At 72.1% G+C, this 15,937-nt stretch carries 10 protein-coding genes; 1 reads left to right on the forward strand and 9 read right to left on the reverse strand.

Annotated features, from left to right (window positions below; all coding sequences use genetic code 11):
- Positions 1 to 103 precede the first annotated feature (103 nt).
- The 3 genes from AB0F88_RS01620 to gltB all read right to left on the reverse strand — a co-directional run bounded on the left by AB0F88_RS01620 (position 104) and on the right by gltB (position 8,516).
- The gene (locus tag AB0F88_RS01620) at positions 104 to 1,891 is read right to left on the reverse strand and encodes a S8 family serine peptidase (protein ID WP_362676212.1); all 1,788 of its coding nucleotides are present in this window, start codon (positions 1,889 to 1,891) and stop codon (positions 104 to 106) included.
- Positions 1,892 to 2,440: 549 nt separating this feature from the next.
- Positions 2,441 to 3,919: a glutamate synthase subunit beta gene (locus tag AB0F88_RS01625; RefSeq protein WP_362676214.1), complete on the reverse strand. Its 1,479-nt coding sequence runs from the start codon at positions 3,917 to 3,919 to the stop codon at positions 2,441 to 2,443.
- 91 nt (positions 3,920 to 4,010) lie between these two features.
- A complete protein-coding gene (gltB, locus tag AB0F88_RS01630; RefSeq protein WP_362676216.1) occupies positions 4,011 to 8,516 on the reverse strand; it encodes a glutamate synthase large subunit in 4,506 nt (1,501 codons plus the stop codon).
- A gap of 274 nt (positions 8,517 to 8,790) precedes the next feature.
- Between gltB and AB0F88_RS01635 the strand changes: the two genes are divergently transcribed.
- Entirely contained in the window at positions 8,791 to 10,569 is a 1,779-nt protein-coding gene (locus AB0F88_RS01635) for a bis-aminopropyl spermidine synthase family protein (protein ID WP_362676218.1), read from the forward strand.
- Here the strand turns inward: AB0F88_RS01635 and AB0F88_RS01640 are convergent.
- The 6 genes from AB0F88_RS01640 to AB0F88_RS01665 all read right to left on the reverse strand — a co-directional run bounded on the left by AB0F88_RS01640 (position 10,544) and on the right by AB0F88_RS01665 (position 15,821).
- On the reverse strand, positions 10,544 to 11,158 hold the full coding sequence (locus tag AB0F88_RS01640) for a hypothetical protein (protein WP_362676220.1): 615 nt from the start codon (positions 11,156 to 11,158) through the stop codon (positions 10,544 to 10,546). The genes AB0F88_RS01635 and AB0F88_RS01640 overlap by 26 nt on opposite strands.
- Positions 11,159 to 11,443: 285 nt before the next feature.
- The gene (locus AB0F88_RS01645) at positions 11,444 to 12,286 is read right to left on the reverse strand and encodes a hypothetical protein (protein WP_362676222.1); all 843 of its coding nucleotides are present in this window, start codon (positions 12,284 to 12,286) and stop codon (positions 11,444 to 11,446) included.
- A complete protein-coding gene (locus AB0F88_RS01650; protein WP_362676224.1) occupies positions 12,283 to 13,002 on the reverse strand; it encodes a VIT1/CCC1 transporter family protein in 720 nt (239 codons plus the stop codon). The genes AB0F88_RS01645 and AB0F88_RS01650 overlap by 4 nt, the downstream gene beginning before the upstream one ends.
- 148 nt (positions 13,003 to 13,150) lie before the next feature.
- A complete protein-coding gene (gene lgt / locus AB0F88_RS01655; RefSeq protein ID WP_362676226.1) occupies positions 13,151 to 14,497 on the reverse strand; it encodes a prolipoprotein diacylglyceryl transferase in 1,347 nt (448 codons plus the stop codon).
- 26 nt (positions 14,498 to 14,523) lie between these two features.
- Positions 14,524 to 15,288, reverse strand: coding sequence for a thioredoxin domain-containing protein (locus tag AB0F88_RS01660; protein WP_362676228.1), 765 nt, complete (start codon positions 15,286 to 15,288; stop codon positions 14,524 to 14,526).
- Entirely contained in the window at positions 15,288 to 15,821 is a 534-nt protein-coding gene (locus AB0F88_RS01665) for a MauE/DoxX family redox-associated membrane protein (RefSeq protein ID WP_362676230.1), read from the reverse strand. Before AB0F88_RS01665 ends, AB0F88_RS01660 begins: the two co-directional genes overlap by 1 nt.
- Positions 15,822 to 15,937: the final 116 nt, after the last annotated feature.

The raw sequence follows: 15,937 nt of genomic DNA on the forward strand, positions 1-15,937 counted from the left end.
CCGATCCATGAACGTCGCCGGTTCCCGGAGGAAGGCCCGGCGCCGCCGGCCGGACGTGCTCCGGTCGGCGGCGGCAGCCGTATCGGCGTCGTCGGCGGCGGCGCTAGGGAGTGGAGGCGGTGGCCTTGGCGGCGTTGGCGGCGCTGATGACGCCTCGGCCGTAGAAGCCGTTGCGCGACTTGGGACCCTCGCACTTGTGGACCTCGTCCACCACGAGGTCGATCTTGTAGGCGTACTCGCGCGGCGAGGGGCAGGCCTTCTCGGTGGCGGTGGAGTACAGCAGGCGCTGGACGTCCTCGGCGGGCAGCGCGAGACCGCCCTTGCCCGGCTTGCCGAAGCGGCTGATCAGGATGGCGGCGACGCCGGTGGCGTGCGGAGCGGCCATGGAGGTGCCGACGAGGTACTGGTAGTAGGCGCAGGTGCCGCCCTCGCACTCCCGGATGATCGACGGGGACTTCGGCGTCCCGTCGGCGGCGATCTGCCCCTTGGCCTTGAGCGCGTTCTCCGGCGCGGCGGCCAGGATGCCCCTGGTGGTGTCGTACTTGCCGCCGCCGTCGAACTCGTCCCCGCCGGGGGCCGCCAGGTCGGCCTGCTCGACGCCGTAGTCGGAGTAGTAGGCCTTGCGCCCGCTCTGGCCCACCGAGGTGACCGAGATGACGCCCCTGGACTCGGCCGGGACGTTGAGGCAGGAGTTGTCGACCTTGCGGGTGCGCTCGGTGTCCTTGGGGTAGTCGGGGCTGGTCGCGTCCTTGCTGGGCCTGCCGAGGTCGGTGGCGCCGTTGCCGATGGCGCTGATGAGGGTGACGCCGCGCTTGCGGGCGTAGTCGAGGGCGCGCTGCATGCCGGTGATGATGCCGCGCTGCTCCAGCTGCTCGGCCTTGGAGTCGGCGGGGTTGGCCTTGCAGTTGAACAGCCACGGGTCGACGTAGAAGCTCATGTTGACCACGTCGATGCCGGCGTCGGCGGCGTAGGTGAGCGCCTCGATGCTGGGCTTGAGGAAGAACAGGCCGGAGTCCTGGCCCGCGCGCAGGTTCACCAGGGACACCTGGGGGGCGACCCCGGCGATGCCCACGCCGTTGAGCGGCGAGGCGATGGTGCTGGCCACGTGGGTGCCGTGGCCGTCGTCGTCCCAGTCGACCGGGTCCTTGCAGCTCTTGAACTCGCAGGGCCCGTCGAGGGTCTTGCCGTTGGGGTCCTTGGGCCGGTCGGTCACGAAGTTGCGGCTCAGGGCGCGGTTGAAGTTGGGGGCGATGTCGGGGTGCTTGCCGTCGACGCCGGTGTCGATGACGCCGACCAGCACCCGCTTGTCACCGGGCTCGGTGGCGTAGGAGCCGTCCACGGTGGCGCCGATCATCTTCATGTCCCACTGCCGTCCGGCCAGCGGCTCGGGCGTGCCGGTGGAGGGCGTGGAGGCGCCGGGGGTGCCCGCCCGCCCGAGGGCGTCCGCGGAGGGGAAGGCGAGCGGGGTCCTGACCTGGGAGGCGGTCTCGGTGCCGGGAACCCCGGCCGCGGGGGCGGCGGTCGCGGTGCCCGGCGTCCTGGCCGCGGGGGCGGCGGTCACGGGGGCGATCGCGGTGGCGGAGCCGATCCTGCGGTCGGAGGAGACCCCCTCGACGGCGTCGCTGCCGGCCAGGCTCTCCACGAAGCGGGGACCGGGACCGTCGGCGAGGACGTAGCCGATCCTGGTGTCGGTCGACAGGGCGGTGCCGCCGCTCGCGGTGATCGCCTCGATCGCCCGGTCGCGGGCTCCGTCCGCGTAGAAGACCAGGTACTCGCGGGTCTGACCCGCCGCGCCTGTCGTGGCCCCGCCGCCCAGGGCTCCCGCCGTGAGGGTCGCCGCCAGGGCGAGCACCGTCGCCGTGCCCGTCAGGCTTCTGATCCCGCGATTCATCGATCCTCCGCACCTGGCCTGATCAAGAAGAATTATTTTTCAGGCATATGTACGCCAAAGCAATCTGAACCTACGCTCTGCGCATTTTTACCTGAAGCAGCCGGTAAGACACCCGCCACGCCGGACGGTTCCCGGACGCGGCGGGCGGCACCGCCCCCGGTTGGACCGTGACGTGCCTGCACCCGCCGCGTTCCCGCCGGACCGCCCCGGCCTGACCGGGGCGGCCATGACATCCACGAACCGGCCATGACATGCATGAACCGGTCCGGGGATGCAACAACCAACCATGACACACCCGGACCGGCCATGACATGTCAGCAGGCGGCCATCCAAGACCGACGATCACCCGGACGTGGGCCACGGCCGGCCGCCTGGGCGGTCCGCCGACGGCCGAACACGCCCCGGCGTCGGTGATGGAGCGGCTCGACGAGGCGCGGTGAGCCCGGCGGGAGGAACCCGGCGCCGGTCGGCCGGGGTGGGATGTCGAGGTGCCGATGCGCTCCACCGCGCGGGGGGCCGGTCCGCCCGGCGGACCGGCCCCCCGCGCGCTCAGACCAGTGGCCGTGCCGTCGGCGGGATCGCCACCGGCAGGGCCGTCCGGCCCGTGAGATAGCGGTCGGCGGCCGAGGCGGCCGAGCGGCCCTCGGCGATCGCCCACACGATCAGCGACTGGCCGCGGCCCATGTCCCCGGCGACGAAGACGCCGTCGACCGAGGACATGTAGCCCCTGTCCCTGGCGACGTTGCCCCTGGCGTCGAAGAACTCGCCTCCGGCGACCTCGGCGAGCTCCTCCAGCAGGCCCTTCTTCTCCGGGCCCACGAAGCCCATCGACAGCGTGACCAGCTCGGCCGGGATCTCCCGCTCGGAGCCGGGCACCGGCTTGAACCCGGCCGCGGGACCCTCCACCTCGACCAGGCGCAGCGCCCGGACATTGCCGTCGGCGTCGCCGACGAACTCGGTGGTGGAGACCGCGTAGACCCGGTCGCCGCCGCCGTCGGCCAGCTCCTCGTGGGCGCTCTCCATCTTGAACAGGATGGGGAACGTGGGCCACGGCTGGCTGCCGGGGCGGTCCGCCGGGGGCTGGGGCATGATCTCCAGCTGGGTGACCGAGGCGGCCCCCTGGCGGATCGCGGTGCCGATGCAGTCGGCGCCGGTGTCGCCGCCGCCGATCACGACGACGTGCTTGCCCTCGGCACTGATCGGCGAGACCGGGAAGTCGCCCTCCTGGACCTTGTTGGAGGGCGGCAGGTACTCCATCGCCTGGTAGATGCCCGCCAGGTCGCGTCCGGCGACGGGCAGGTCCCGCCACTGGGTCGCGCCGCCGGCCAGGACGACCGCGTCGAACTCCTCGCGCAACCGCGCCGCCGTGATGTCCACCCCGACGTTGACGCCGGTACGGAACTCGGTGCCCTCGGCCCGCATCTGGTCGAGACGGCGGTCGATGTGCCGCTTCTCCATCTTGAACTCGGGGATGCCGTAGCGGAGCAGGCCGCCGATCCTGTCGGCCCGCTCGAACACGACCACGTCGTGCCCGGCCCTGGTGAGCTGCTGCGCGGCGGCCAGGCCCGTGGGGCCCGAGCCGACGACCGCGACCCGCTTGCCGGTCCTCGACGCGGGGATCTGGGGGGTGACCCAGCCCTCGTCGAAGGCGCGGTCGATGATCTCGACCTCGACCCGCTTGATCGCGACCGGGTCGGAGTTGATGCCGAGCACGCACGCCGCCTCGCACGGAGCCGGGCAGAGCCTGCCGGTGAACTCCGGGAAGTTGTTGGTGGCGTGCAGGCGCTCGATGGCCTCCTGCCAGTCGTCCCGGTAGACCAGGTCGTTCCACTCGGGGATCAGGTTGCCCAGCGGGCAGCCGTTGTGACAGAACGGGATGCCGCAGTCCATGCACCGCGCGGCCTGCTTGGTCAGCGCGGGCTTGGGGAAGTCCTCGTAGACCTCCCGCCAGTCGCGGATGCGCACGTCCACCGGGCGGCGCGCCGGCAGCTCGCGTCCGTGAGCGAGGAAACCCTTGGGGTCAGCCATCGGTCGTACCTCCCTTATCCGTGAAAAGCCTGGAGAGCCCGGGAAACATGGGCGACATGAACGGTCTTCGACGTGGAAACGGACATCGGCCTCACCCCTGGACCGCGGCGGTCATGACGGCCTCGTCGATGTCGCGGCCCTCCAGCCGGGCGGACTCGGCGGCCCGCAGGACCCGCTTGTAGTCCGTCGGCATGATCTTGCCGAACCGGGACGGGTCCCAGTCGGCGAGGATCGCCTTGGCCACCGTGGAGCCGGTCTCGGCCAGGTGGGACTCGACGATCTCGCGCAGCGCCTCGGACTCGGCCTCGTCCAGCTCCTCGATCTCGACCATCTCCCGGTTGACCCGCTCGGCGTCGAGGTCGAGCAGGTAGGCGACGCCGCCGGACATGCCCGCCGCGAAGTTGCGGCCGGTCGGGCCGAGCACGACCACCTTGCCGCCGGTCATGTACTCGCAGCCGTGGTCGCCGACGCCCTCGACCACCGCGGTGGCGCCGGAGTTGCGGACGCAGAACCGCTCCCCCACGACGCCGCGGATGAAGGCCTCGCCGGAGGTCGCGCCGTACAGGCCGACGTTCCCGGCGATGATGTGCCCGTCGAGCGGGGCCGCGTCGTGCGGCTGGACCGTGATCCGGCCGCCGGACAGGCCCTTGCCCACGTAGTCGTTGGCGTCGCCGGTGAGCCGCAGGGTGATCCCCCTGGGCAGGAAGGCGCCCAGGGAGTTGCCCGCGGAACCGGTGAAGCGCACGTCGATGGTGTTGTCGGGCAGCCCGGCGCCGCCGTACCGCTTGGTCACCTCGTGGCCGAGCATGGTGCCGACCGTGCGGTTGACGTTGCGGATGGGCAGGTCGAGCGTGACCCTGGAACCGCCCTTGAGCGCGCCCTCGGCGAGCTGGATCAGCGTGTTGTCCAGCGCCTTGGCCAGCCCGTGGTCCTGCTCCACGGTACGGCGCAGCGAGGCGCCCTCGGGCAGCTCGGGCTGGTGCAGGATCGGCGCCAGGTCCAGCCCCGAGGCCTTCCAGTGGTTCTCGGCCGGGGTGGTGTCCAGCAGCTCGGCGTGGCCGACGGCCTCCTCGATGCTGCGGAAGCCCAGCGCGGCGAGATACTCGCGGATCTCCTCGGCGACGAACTCGAAGAAGTTGACCACGAACTCGGGCTTGCCGGTGAACCGCTTGCGCAGCTCGGGGTTCTGGGTGGCGACGCCGACCGGGCAGGTGTCCAGGTGGCAGACGCGCATCATCACGCAGCCGGAGACGACCAGCGGGGCCGTGGCGAAGCCGTACTCCTCGGCGCCGAGCAGCGCGGCGATGACCACGTCGCGGCCGGTCTTGAGCTGGCCGTCCACCTGCACGACGATCCGGTCGCGCAGGCCGTTGAGCAGCAGCGTCTGCTGGGTCTCGGCCAGGCCGAGCTCCCAGGGGGCGCCCGCGTGCTTGAGCGAGGTCAGCGGGGACGCGCCGGTGCCGCCGTCGTGGCCGGAGATGAGCACGACGTCCGCGTGGGCCTTGGACACGCCCGCCGCGACCGTGCCGACCCCGACCTCGGCCACGAGCTTGACGTGCACCCGGGCGGCCGGGTTCGCGTTCTTCAGGTCGTGGATGAGCTGGGCGAGGTCCTCGATCGAATAGATGTCGTGGTGCGGCGGCGGCGAGATGAGGCCGACGCCCGGGGTGGAGTGCCGGGTCTTGGCGATCCACGGGTAGACCTTGTGGCCGGGCAGCTGGCCGCCCTCGCCTGGCTTGGCGCCCTGGGCCATCTTGATCTGCACGTCGTCGGCGTTGACCAGATACTCCGAGGTCACGCCGAACCGGCCGGAGGCCACCTGCTTGATCGCCGAGCGGCGGGCCGGGTCGTGCAGCCGCTCGGGGTCCTCGCCGCCCTCGCCGGTGTTGGACTTGCCGCCCAGCCGGTTCATCGCGATGGCGAGCGTCTCGTGCGCCTCCATCGAGATGGAGCCGTACGACATCGCGCCGGTCGAGAAGCGCTTGACGATCTCGCTGACCGGCTCGACCTCGTCGATCGGCACCGGCTCGCGGACGCCCTCGCGCAGCTTGAACATGCCGCGCAGCGTCATCAGCTTCTCCGCCTGGGAGTCCACCAGGCCGGTGTACTCCTTGAAGATCTCGTAGCGGCGCGAGCGGGTGGCGTGCTGCAGCTTGAAGACGGTCTCGGGGTTGAACAGGTGCGGCTCGCCCTCGCGGCGCCACTGGTACTCGCCGCCGACCTCCAGGCGGCGGTGGGCGTTCTCCGCCCGGGGGTAGGCGCGCAGGTGACGCTGCGCCGCCTCCTCGGCCAGGACGTCGAAGCCGACGCCGCCCAGGCGGGACGTGGTCCCGGTGAAGCAGGCGTCGACGACCTCCTGGCTCAGGCCGAGCGCCTCGAAGATCTGCGCGCCGGTGTAGGAGGCGACCGTGGACACGCCCATCTTGGACATGACCTTCAGCACGCCCTTGCCGTACGCCTTGATGAGGTTGCGCACGGCCTTGTGCCGGTCGACCTTCAGGACGCCGGAGTCGACCATGTCCTCGACGGTCTCGATGGCGAGGTACGGGTTGACCGCGCCCGCCCCGTAGCCGACCAGGAGCGCCATGTGGTGCGCCTCGCGCGCCTCGCCGGTCTCGACGACCAGACCGATCTTGGTGCGGGTCTTCTCGGCGATCAGGTGGTGGTGGACGGCGCCGGTGAGCAGCAGCGAGGGGATCGGCGCCAGGGCGGCGGAGGAGCCGCGGTCGGACAGCACGATGATCCGCGCCCCGCCCTCGATCACCGAGGAGACCTCGGCGCGGATCTCCTCGATGCGGCGCAGCAGCGCCTCGCCGCCGCCCGCGACCTCGTACAGGCCGGAGACCACGTGCGGGTGGAAGCCCGGCAGCGCGCCCTCGTCGTTGATGTGGATGATCTTCGCGAGCTCGTCGTTGTCGAGCACCGGGTAGGGCAGCACGAGCTGGCGGCAGGAGGCCGGGCCCGGGTCGAGCAGGTTGCCCTCGGGGCCGATGGTGCTGGCCAGGGAGGTGACGAGCTCCTCGCGGATCGCGTCCAGCGGCGGGTTCGTGACCTGCGCGAACAGCTGGCTGAAGTAGTCGAACAGCAGCCGGGGCTTCTCGCTGAGCACCGCGACCGGGGTGTCGGTGCCCATCGAGCCGATCGGCTCGATGCCCGCCCTGGCCATCGGCGCCAGGATGATCCGCAGCTCCTCCTCGGTGTAGCCGAAGGTCTGCTGCCGCTTGATCAGCGCCTCGTGCGAGGGGATCTCGTGCGAGCGGGCGGGCAGCTCCTCGAAGCGGACCAGCCCGGCGTGCAGCCAGTCCGCGTACGGCAGCTCGGCCGCCAGCTCGGCCTTGATCTCGTCATCTTCGATGATCTTGCCGAGCTCGGTGTCGATCAGGAACATCTTGCCGGGCTGCAGGCGGCCCTTGCGGACCACGTCCTCGGGGGCGATGTCCAGCACGCCCGCCTCGGAGGCCAGCACGACCAGGCCGTCCGCGGTCACCCAGAATCGTCCGGGCCGCAGGCCGTTGCGGTCGAGCACCGCGCCGACGAGGGTGCCGTCGGAGAAGGTGATCGAGGCCGGGCCGTCCCAGGCCTCCATCATCGTGGAGTGGAACTCGTAGAACGCCCGCCGCGCGGGGTCCATCTCGGTGTGGCTCTCCCACGCCTCGGGGATCATCATCAGCACCGCGTGCGGCAGGCTGCGGCCCGCGAGGTGGATGAGCTCCAGCGTCTCGTCGAAGGAGGCGGTGTCGGAACCGGCCGGGTCACAGATCGGGAAGAGCCTCGACAGGTCGCCCGGCAGGTTCGCCGTCTTCAGCATCGCCTCACGGGCGCGCATCCAGTTGCGGTTGCCCTTGACCGTGTTGATCTCGCCGTTGTGGGCGACGTAGCGGTACGGGTGCGCCAGCGGCCACGAGGGGAAGGTGTTGGTGGAGAAACGCGAGTGGACCAGCGCGATCGCGGTCTCGTAGCGCTCGTCGCTCAGGTCGGGGAAGAACTGCTCGACCTGCAGCGGGGTGAGCATGCCCTTGTAGACGATGGTCCGGGAGCTCAGCGAGGGGAAGTAGACGTCCGCCTCGTGCTCGGCCCGCTTGCGCAGGCAGAAGGCCATCCGGTCCAGCTCCAGGCCGGTCTCGCCGTCCGGGGAGGCCACGAACAGCTGGCCGAAGAACGGCATCACCGCGCGGGCGCTCGGCCCGGGAAGGTCGGGGGTGGTCGGAACGTCGCGCCAGCCGAGGACCGTCAGGCCCTCCTCGGCGGCGATCTCCTCGATCAGCCGCACGGCGGTCTCGCGGGCCTGCGCCTCGGCGGGCAGGAAGGCCATGCCGGCGGCGTAGGCACCGGCCGCGGGCAGGGGGAAGTCCGCCACCACGCGGAAGAAGGTGTCGGGGATCTGCGTCAGGATCCCGGCCCCGTCGCCGGTGTCCGGTTCGCTACCCTGGGCTCCCCGATGGTCGAGATTGCACAGCGCGGTCAATGCCTTCGCGACGATGTCGTGGCTCCGGCGACCGGCGACGTCCGCGACCATGGCGACACCGCAGGCGTCGTGCTCGTGCGAGGGGTGGTACAGGCCCTGGGGCTCGGGAAAGCCGAGGTGGGCAGCAGGCATTGAATCCCTCCCGTCGTCTTGCTTCTTTCGAACAAGCAAGGGACGACGTTGGCCCTGCTGCGTGGTGGGTAGAGATTACCGTACCCTGCCGGATACCTACCTACCCGGTGAGATCGCGCCGAATTAGTGCCGGTTCGCCCGGTTCGTTTAACACATAACGGTGGCGCAACATTCCAGGTCCGGGCTCTATGGTGGCCCAATGGAACCGAGCGACCCCGTCGGCCCGGGTGGCCCCACCGATCTGACAGACACCAGCACTCCGAACATCCCGGGCGTGTCGAGGCGGTCCGGCGCACCGGACTCCCCCGGCGCTCCCGGCGAGACCGGTGACCCGGCCGGAGCCGGGACCGGGATCGAGGCGCTCGTCGCGCGGGCGGGCGTCGACGGCAGGCGGCTGCGGAACGCGCTCGCCGCCCTGGGCGACGGCCGCTGGTGGACGCTCGCCGACCTGGTCAGGGAGACCGCGACGTCGCGGCGGACCGTCGAGGCGCTGCTGCGCGAGGTGGACGGGGAGCTGGAGCGGTCCGGCGACCGCTTCAGGCTCCCGGCCCCGCCGGCCTGGCTGAGTCCCGCCCCGCCGAGTCCCGCCGGGCCAGGTCCCGCCGGGCCGGGTCCGGTCCCGGCGAACCGGGACCGGCCGGGTCCGGCCCGGCGAGAGAGCGCCTTCCCGCCCGCCGGACCGGGAGGGAGCGCCCCGGGACCGGCGGATCCCGTGGCCCACCTGCTTGCCGGCCACGCGGACCTGGTCGCGCGCATGGACGAGCTGATCGCCAAGGCCCCCCGGGGCCGCCACACGCTGGACCACGTCGCCGCGACCGGCGAGACCGTGGTCAGGCGGGCGCTGCTGCTGGACGCCCGGTTCTGGCTGGACGGCGCCAGGCTGCTGTGCGTGGGCGACCACGACCTGACCTCGCTGGCCACCGCGATGCTGCACCCGGGCGTCGAGGTGACCGTCGTCGACGTCGACGAGCGCATCCTCGCCTACATCGCCGGGCACGCCGACCGGCTCGGCCTGGCCGTGCGGACCCGGTGGGCCGACCTGCGCCTGGGACTGCCCGCCTCCGCGCAGTCCTGGGCCGATCTGGCGATCACCGACCCTCCCTACACCCCCGAGGGCGTCGGGCTGTTCGTCGCCCGCTGCGCGGAGGGGCTGCGCGACCGCGAGCAGGGCCGGATCATGCTGGCGTACGGCGCCAGCGAGCGCACCCCCGCGCTCGCCCTCAAGGTGCAGCAGGCCCTGTCGCAGCTCAACCTCGTCAACGAGGCGATCTACCCCGACTTCAACCGCTACCTCGGCGCCGAGGCCATCGGTTCGGCCGCCGACCTGTACGTCCTGCGTCCCACGACGAGAACCTGGCCCGCCGCGGCCGCCAGGACCGAGGCGTCCGGCACCGCCATCTACACGCAGGGCCCGCAGTCCGTGGAGTCGGCGCCCCCCTCCGCAGCACCCTCGGCGGCCCTGGCCGCGGACTCCGGCGACGGGTTCGTCCCGGAGGTGCTGGTGGGCGAATGGCCCCGTGACGTGCTGCCCAGGGCGCCCAGAGCACGTCTGGCGACCTGGCTGGCCAAGCCCTACGCCAGCGACCCGGCCAGGGTGGCGATCTCCGTACCCGCCGGCCTGGAGGCCGCGCTGCCCCGGCTGCTGCTCGCCACCCGCGCCGCGGAGGTCCGGGTCACGCTGGCCACGGCCCCGAAGGACCTCCCCGCCGACCTGCTCGCCCCCGTCTACGAGCTCACCGCCGAGGGCGCGTCCGTGCGCGCCGTACGGGTGGCGCCGCCCGCCGGGGACGCCGGGAACGGTGAGACCGGAGACGACGCGGCCAGGATCCTGCGCCGCGTCCTGGACAACGCGCACGGCAAGCTCGCCAACACCTGGCGCGAGGCCCTGATCAGGGTCAGGGGTGACCTGACGAAGAGGCAGGCCAGGGCGGTCGTCGCCGCCGTGGCCCCGTGGGCGGGCGACGTCACCGTCCTCGAACTGCCCGCCCACCGGCTGCTGGAGCTGCGGGCCGCGGTGGAGAGCTCCCTCAGCTCACCAGCCGGCGCTGGATGACCAGGCCGAGGCCGTCCACCGCGACCTGCGGGTAGGTGAGATCCACCTTGCTCCCCGGCACGACGGGGGCGACCCAGCTCACCGTGACGTAGTGCCCGAGGCCACGGACCTGGGCCCAGCTGCGCGAGCCGTCGAAGCCGTCGGGGGTGTCGGGGGCGGGCCGGACGAATCCGCCGGTCTTGAGCGCCGCCACGAGCCTGTCGGCGGCGGCGGAGTCGGCGAGATTGAAGATCAGGAACTGGCCGGAGACCGCTCCGTCCCCGGTCTCGTAGCGGGCCCGCAGCACCTGCGTGCATCCGCCGAGCGCGTCCCCGGCGCTCCCCCAGACCGCTTCGGCGCAGTCGGCGAGGGTCTCGGTGTTCCTGAGCGCGAGCCTGGTCGTGCCCGCCGACACCGAGGGGCCGGGGAACATCTCGGCGACGGTGAGCGGCCGGGGATCGAGGACACGGGTCGCGATGGGCGCGTAGTGGGCCGTACCGGACTCCGCCCGCAGGACCGCGGCGCGCGGGGCGGGCTCGTTGCCCAGCCACAGGAAGGCTCCCGACCCGGCGACCCCGGCCAGCACGACAATGATGATCCACTTGCGCATGAGGAAAAAGCTTACTTCGAGATCTCCCCGGTCCTCGAAGAACCGGGATTCCCGAACGGAATCAGAGGCTCACGGTCGGTGACCCCGCCCGGCGGCCGGCGGGCTCCCCCGCGCCGCCGCCCCGGCCTCCGGAGCGGCCAGGCACCGCCGGAGAGGCCAGGCACCGCCGGAGAGGCCGGGCACCGCCAGGACGGCCGGACACCGCCAGGACGGCCGGACACCGCCGGCTCGGCCGGTGCGGCGGCACCGGCCGGAAAATCCGGGGAACGACCCGGCGTGCGGGAACTACTGGGCCGGGGCGGGCGCCGGGGAGGCGGCGACGATGCGACGGAAGATCGCCTTCTCTGTCGCGCGGACCGTCAGGGACAGCGAGACGAAGTCGTCCCTCGGGCCCGGCTCCGCTCCGTCGGCCCTGCCGATCCAGACCAGGCCCGCGTAGTGCCCCATGGCGTGACCGCTGGCCTCGGTGTGGCCACCGGCGGGGAAGGCGACCCTGGGCGTCTGGAGCGGCCGGACCCAGCCGCCCCGGTGCAGGGTGGTCAGCGTGTTCGCCAGCGCGTCGGCGGCGGCGGTGTCGCGCAGGTTGAACATGGTGTACTGGGCGACGTAACGGCCGTCGGCACTGGCGTACAGGCCCCTCGCCACCTGGGTGCACCCTCCCTGGGTGAGCAGGTCGGCGAACCCCTGGCCCCAGGTCGCCGCCACGCAGTCGGTCTCCAGCTTGGGGCTGCCCGCCAGTCTCAGCGTGGTCCTGCCCTCCTTGAGGGTCTTGGCGAAGAGGTCCTTGACCGTCAGCGGCTTGGGGTCGGCCCTGCTCTCCGCGATCGGCGCGAACACCTTGGAGGAGGGCCATCCCCGGTAGACGTCCGGCCGGGGTTCGGTGCCGATGACCGAGGCGGTGGCCCGCTCGGGCTCGAAGTCGTTGCCGATCGCGGAGATGGCCAGGGTGAGGGCGAGCGCGGCGACCAGCACTCCCGCCAGCGATCCGAACACCAGCACCAGCCGCTGCTGGGTCCGGGTCAGCCCCCACTCCTCCAGCAGGGGGACGCTCCAGGTCTGCGCCTTGCCGGAGGTACGGCGACGCTTGCGCCCGGGGGTCGGGGTGGGGGCCGGAGGTGGAGGGGTCAAAGTGCGGTTCCTCCCAGGAAGGTGCCCAGGGCGAAGGTCAGGCCGGCGGCGACCGCGCCGACGACGAGCTGGCGCAGCCCGCTGTACCACCAGCTGCGCGCGGTGACCCGGGAGACCAGCGCGCCCGCGCCGAACAGCGCCAGGCAGGAGATCACCGCCGAGGCCACCAGGCTGGTGACGCCGAACAGGTACGGCAGGAGGGGCAGGAGCGCGCCCACGCCGAACGACAGGAAGGAGGAGACCGCGGCGATCCTGGGCGAGGGCAGGTCACGGAGGGTGACGCCGAGCTCGGCCTCGGTGTGCACCTCCAGGGCCCTTTCGGGGTCCATCGAGATCTGCCTGGCCACCTCGGCCGCCACCGCGGGGTCGACGCCCCGCTCCTCGTAGAGCTTGGCGAGCTCCTCCAGCTCGGCCTCGGGGTGGCGTTCCAGCTCGCGCCGCTCGACGTCGATCTCGGCCAGGGCGAGTTCCCGCTGGCTGGCCACCGAGACGTACTCGCCGCCGGCCATGGAGAACGCGCCCGCGGCCAGTCCGGCGATGCCGGCCAGCAGGATGACCCTGGTGCCGGCATCGCCGCCGGCGACACCGGCGATCAGGGCGAAGTTGGAGACGAGGCCGTCCATCGCGCCGAACACCGACGGCCGCAGCCAGCCGCCGTTGACGTCGCGATGCCGGTGGTGCATCTCGGCGCGCCCCCCGGAGGCGTCCGGGCTCACTCCGATCCCTCGGAGGACGGCCCCGGGGACTCAGCGCCCGGGGGAGGCGGCGAGCCGCCGGTCTCGGCCCCGGAGGGGGAGTACGCCGGCGTGCCGGACGATCCGGCGGCGCGTCCGGGGCCCCGGGGCCTCGACCGTGAAAGGAACGTCAACGTCGTTCTTTCTCGCCTTCGGGAACACCCTTCGTCGTGGCCTCCCCGCGGAGATCGCCTCTCTCCGCGCCGGAGGCGGCCCCGTCCGGGACGGTGCTGTCCGGGACGGTGCTGTCCGAGGCGGCGCCGGCCGGAGTGGCACTGTCCGGGGCGGCGGCCGGAACCGCTCTGCCCGGCTCGTCGCCGGCCGGGTCGCTCCCGTCCCGGTCGCTCTCGACCGGCTCGGCCTGGTCAGCCGGGTGGGCGGGATCGGCCGAACCTCCGGCCGTGCCCGGGTCCGCGGTCGCGAGCGTCGCCGAGGCGGGTCGCGCCCCGCTGCCCTGCCCGCTCTCGCCGTCGTTCTCGGCCGGGTCGGCCTGGTCGGACGGGTGGGCCGGGTCGACGGGATCCCCCGCGCCGTCTCCCACGTCCGACGCGGCCAGGGTGCCGGCCGGTACGGCGGCGTCCTCGCCCTTCGCCGGACCCGCGCTCTCGTCCTCGCCCGGGACGACGACCCCGCCCTTGAGGCCGTCGGGATCGGTCACCGGGATGACCCGCTCCTCGCCGGTCTTGTTCCTGGCGTACCAGAAGTAGGCCATCGCCCCGATGAACAGGATGATCGAGGTCCACTGGTTGAGCCGCAGGCCGAGGATGTGGTGGGCGGTGTCGACCCGCAGGCCCTCGATCCAGAAGCGGCCCACGGTGTAACCGGCGACGTAGAGCGCGAACAGGCGGCCGTGCCGGAGCACGAACTTGCGGCCGAGCCAGATGAGGACCAGCGCCAGGCCCAGGTCCCAGATCGACTCGTACAGGAACGCGGGGTGGTAGGTGTCCTCACCGGGCACCGTGCCGGGCCGGTCGGGGTCGATCTCCAGGCCCCACGGCAGGTCGGTGGGCCTGCCGAACAGCTCCTGGTTGAAGTAGTTGCCCCAGCGGCCGATGGCCTGGGCCACCACGATCCCGGGGGCCACGGTGTCGGCCACCGCGGTCAGGGAGATGCCCCGGCCGCGGCAGCCCAGCCAGACGCCCACGCCGCCGAGCGCGACGGCGCCCCAGATGCCCAGGCCGCCGTTCCAGATGAACAGCGCCTCGATCGGCTCGTTGGGCGCGTCCGGCCCGAAGTAGAGCTGCCAGTCGGTGATGACGTGGTAGAGGCGGCCACCGACCAGGCCGAACGGCACGGCCCAGACGGCGAGGTCCACGATCGTTCCGGGAACACCGCCGCGGGCGCGCCAGCGGCGCTCGCCGATGGCGACCGCGACGACGACGCCGAGCACGATGCACAGTGCGTAGGCCCGGATGGGGACCACGCCGAAAAGGTGCCAGACCCCCTGGGAGGGGCTGGGAATCGAGGCGAGGGGCATGTCAGGTGACGTTACCGTGTCGCGCGCTACTTGGCGGCATCGAGAACGGCCTGGCGTAGCTCGGCCGGCTTGAAAGCCACCGCGGTGTCCACCTCGGTGCCGTTGAGCTTCAGCGTCGGGGTGCCCGTGAGCTTCTGGCTCTTCAGAACCTCGGCGCTGTAGGCGAGGTGCGCGGACGCCTTCTCCTGGCTGGTCACGCACTTCTCGAAGCCGGCGTCGGTCACCCCGGCGTCCTTGCCCCAGGCGATCAGGTCGGGGATCGTGAAGCCCTCCGCGCTCTCCGACGGCTGCTCCTCGAACAACCTGTCGTGGAACCTGCTCCAGGGCGCGCCCCCGGGAATGCAGCGGGAGGCCGCCCCGGCGCGCAGGGAGTTGCCCCGGGTGATGCCCTTGTTGGTCTGCTCCGAGAAGATCGTGATCGGGTGGTAGACCACCTTGGCCTTGCCCTCGGCCGCCAGGTTCTTGATCGTGGCGCCGCTGGTCCTCTCCAGCGCCTCGCAGGCGGGGCACTGGAAGTCCTCGAAGACGTCCAGGACCGGCTTCTCCACGCCCGCCTTGGCCATGACCACCGAGCCGTCCGCGGCGACGGTGACCGGCGCGAGCGCGGCACCGACCTCCTCGGACCTGCTGCTCTGGGCGGCGAACCACCAGCCCGCCCCGACGGCGGCGATCGCGACGACGGCGGCCGTTCCGATGGTCGCCATACGCTTGCGCCTCTCCTTCACCATCTGCTCTTCGCGCTGTGCCTTGATCCGATCACGCGCCGACTGCTCCCGCGCGGCCTTGCCCATCAGTCAGTCTCCTTTTCCTGGTGCTCCTCCTCGTCGTCGCCGTCAGGGTCGTCGTACGGCTCCCGTCCCGGGGTGAGTCCCAGGGCGGAGTCCAGCGCGAAGCGGCCCGGAGGAAACCAGGCGACGAGCACACCGAGCCCGAAGAGACCGAAATCACGCAGGATGTCGATGAGGTAGTCGGGCTCCACCCCGGCCGCCAGCTGACCGCCGCCGCCGAAGCAGCCGCAGTCGATGCGCAACCCGCGCGCCCACGCCGAGGCGATCCCGATGACGAACGCCAGCATGAGCAGTGCCGAGATGACACCCGCCGCCCGGGTGAGCAGCCCGACGACCAGCAACACCCCCACGACGATCTCCAGGATCGGCAGGCCGTAGCCGACCGCCGTGGCGAGCGATTCAGGGAGCAGTTCATATGCCTCGACCGCCTGAACCGAGAGCACCGGGGTGCCGATCTTGCCCCAACCCGCGACGATCAGCACGCCCGCCAGCACCAGCCGTGAGACGGTCGTTACCCAGGGTAGCGCCGAAATCACGATACGCGACCTATTGGGCGCGGGGTTATCAGAGGTCACGTGCATCATTCTCCTATTCCAGGCCCCGGGCGCGGACGTCTCCGGCGAACGCAAGGTATCCGAAGGAAACCTCATCA

It is taken from the genome of Streptosporangium sp. NPDC023963 (genome assembly GCF_040639135.1).
In the GTDB taxonomy this organism is placed as follows: domain Bacteria; phylum Actinomycetota; class Actinomycetes; order Streptosporangiales; family Streptosporangiaceae; genus Streptosporangium.

Coding starts and splice junctions, on each gene's coding strand:
- AB0F88_RS01640 (WP_362676220.1), bottom strand. CDS start 11,158: ATGCGCAAGTGGATCATCATTGTCGTGCTGGCCGGGGTCGCCGGGTCG.
- AB0F88_RS01625 (WP_362676214.1), bottom strand. CDS start 3,919: ATGGCTGACCCCAAGGGTTTCCTCGCTCACGGACGCGAGCTGCCGGCG.
- gltB (WP_362676216.1), bottom strand. CDS start 8,516: ATGCCTGCTGCCCACCTCGGCTTTCCCGAGCCCCAGGGCCTGTACCAC.
- lgt (WP_362676226.1), bottom strand. CDS start 14,497: ATGCCCCTCGCCTCGATTCCCAGCCCCTCCCAGGGGGTCTGGCACCTT.
- AB0F88_RS01660 (WP_362676228.1), bottom strand. CDS start 15,288: ATGGGCAAGGCCGCGCGGGAGCAGTCGGCGCGTGATCGGATCAAGGCA.
- AB0F88_RS01620 (WP_362676212.1), bottom strand. CDS start 1,891: ATGAATCGCGGGATCAGAAGCCTGACGGGCACGGCGACGGTGCTCGCC.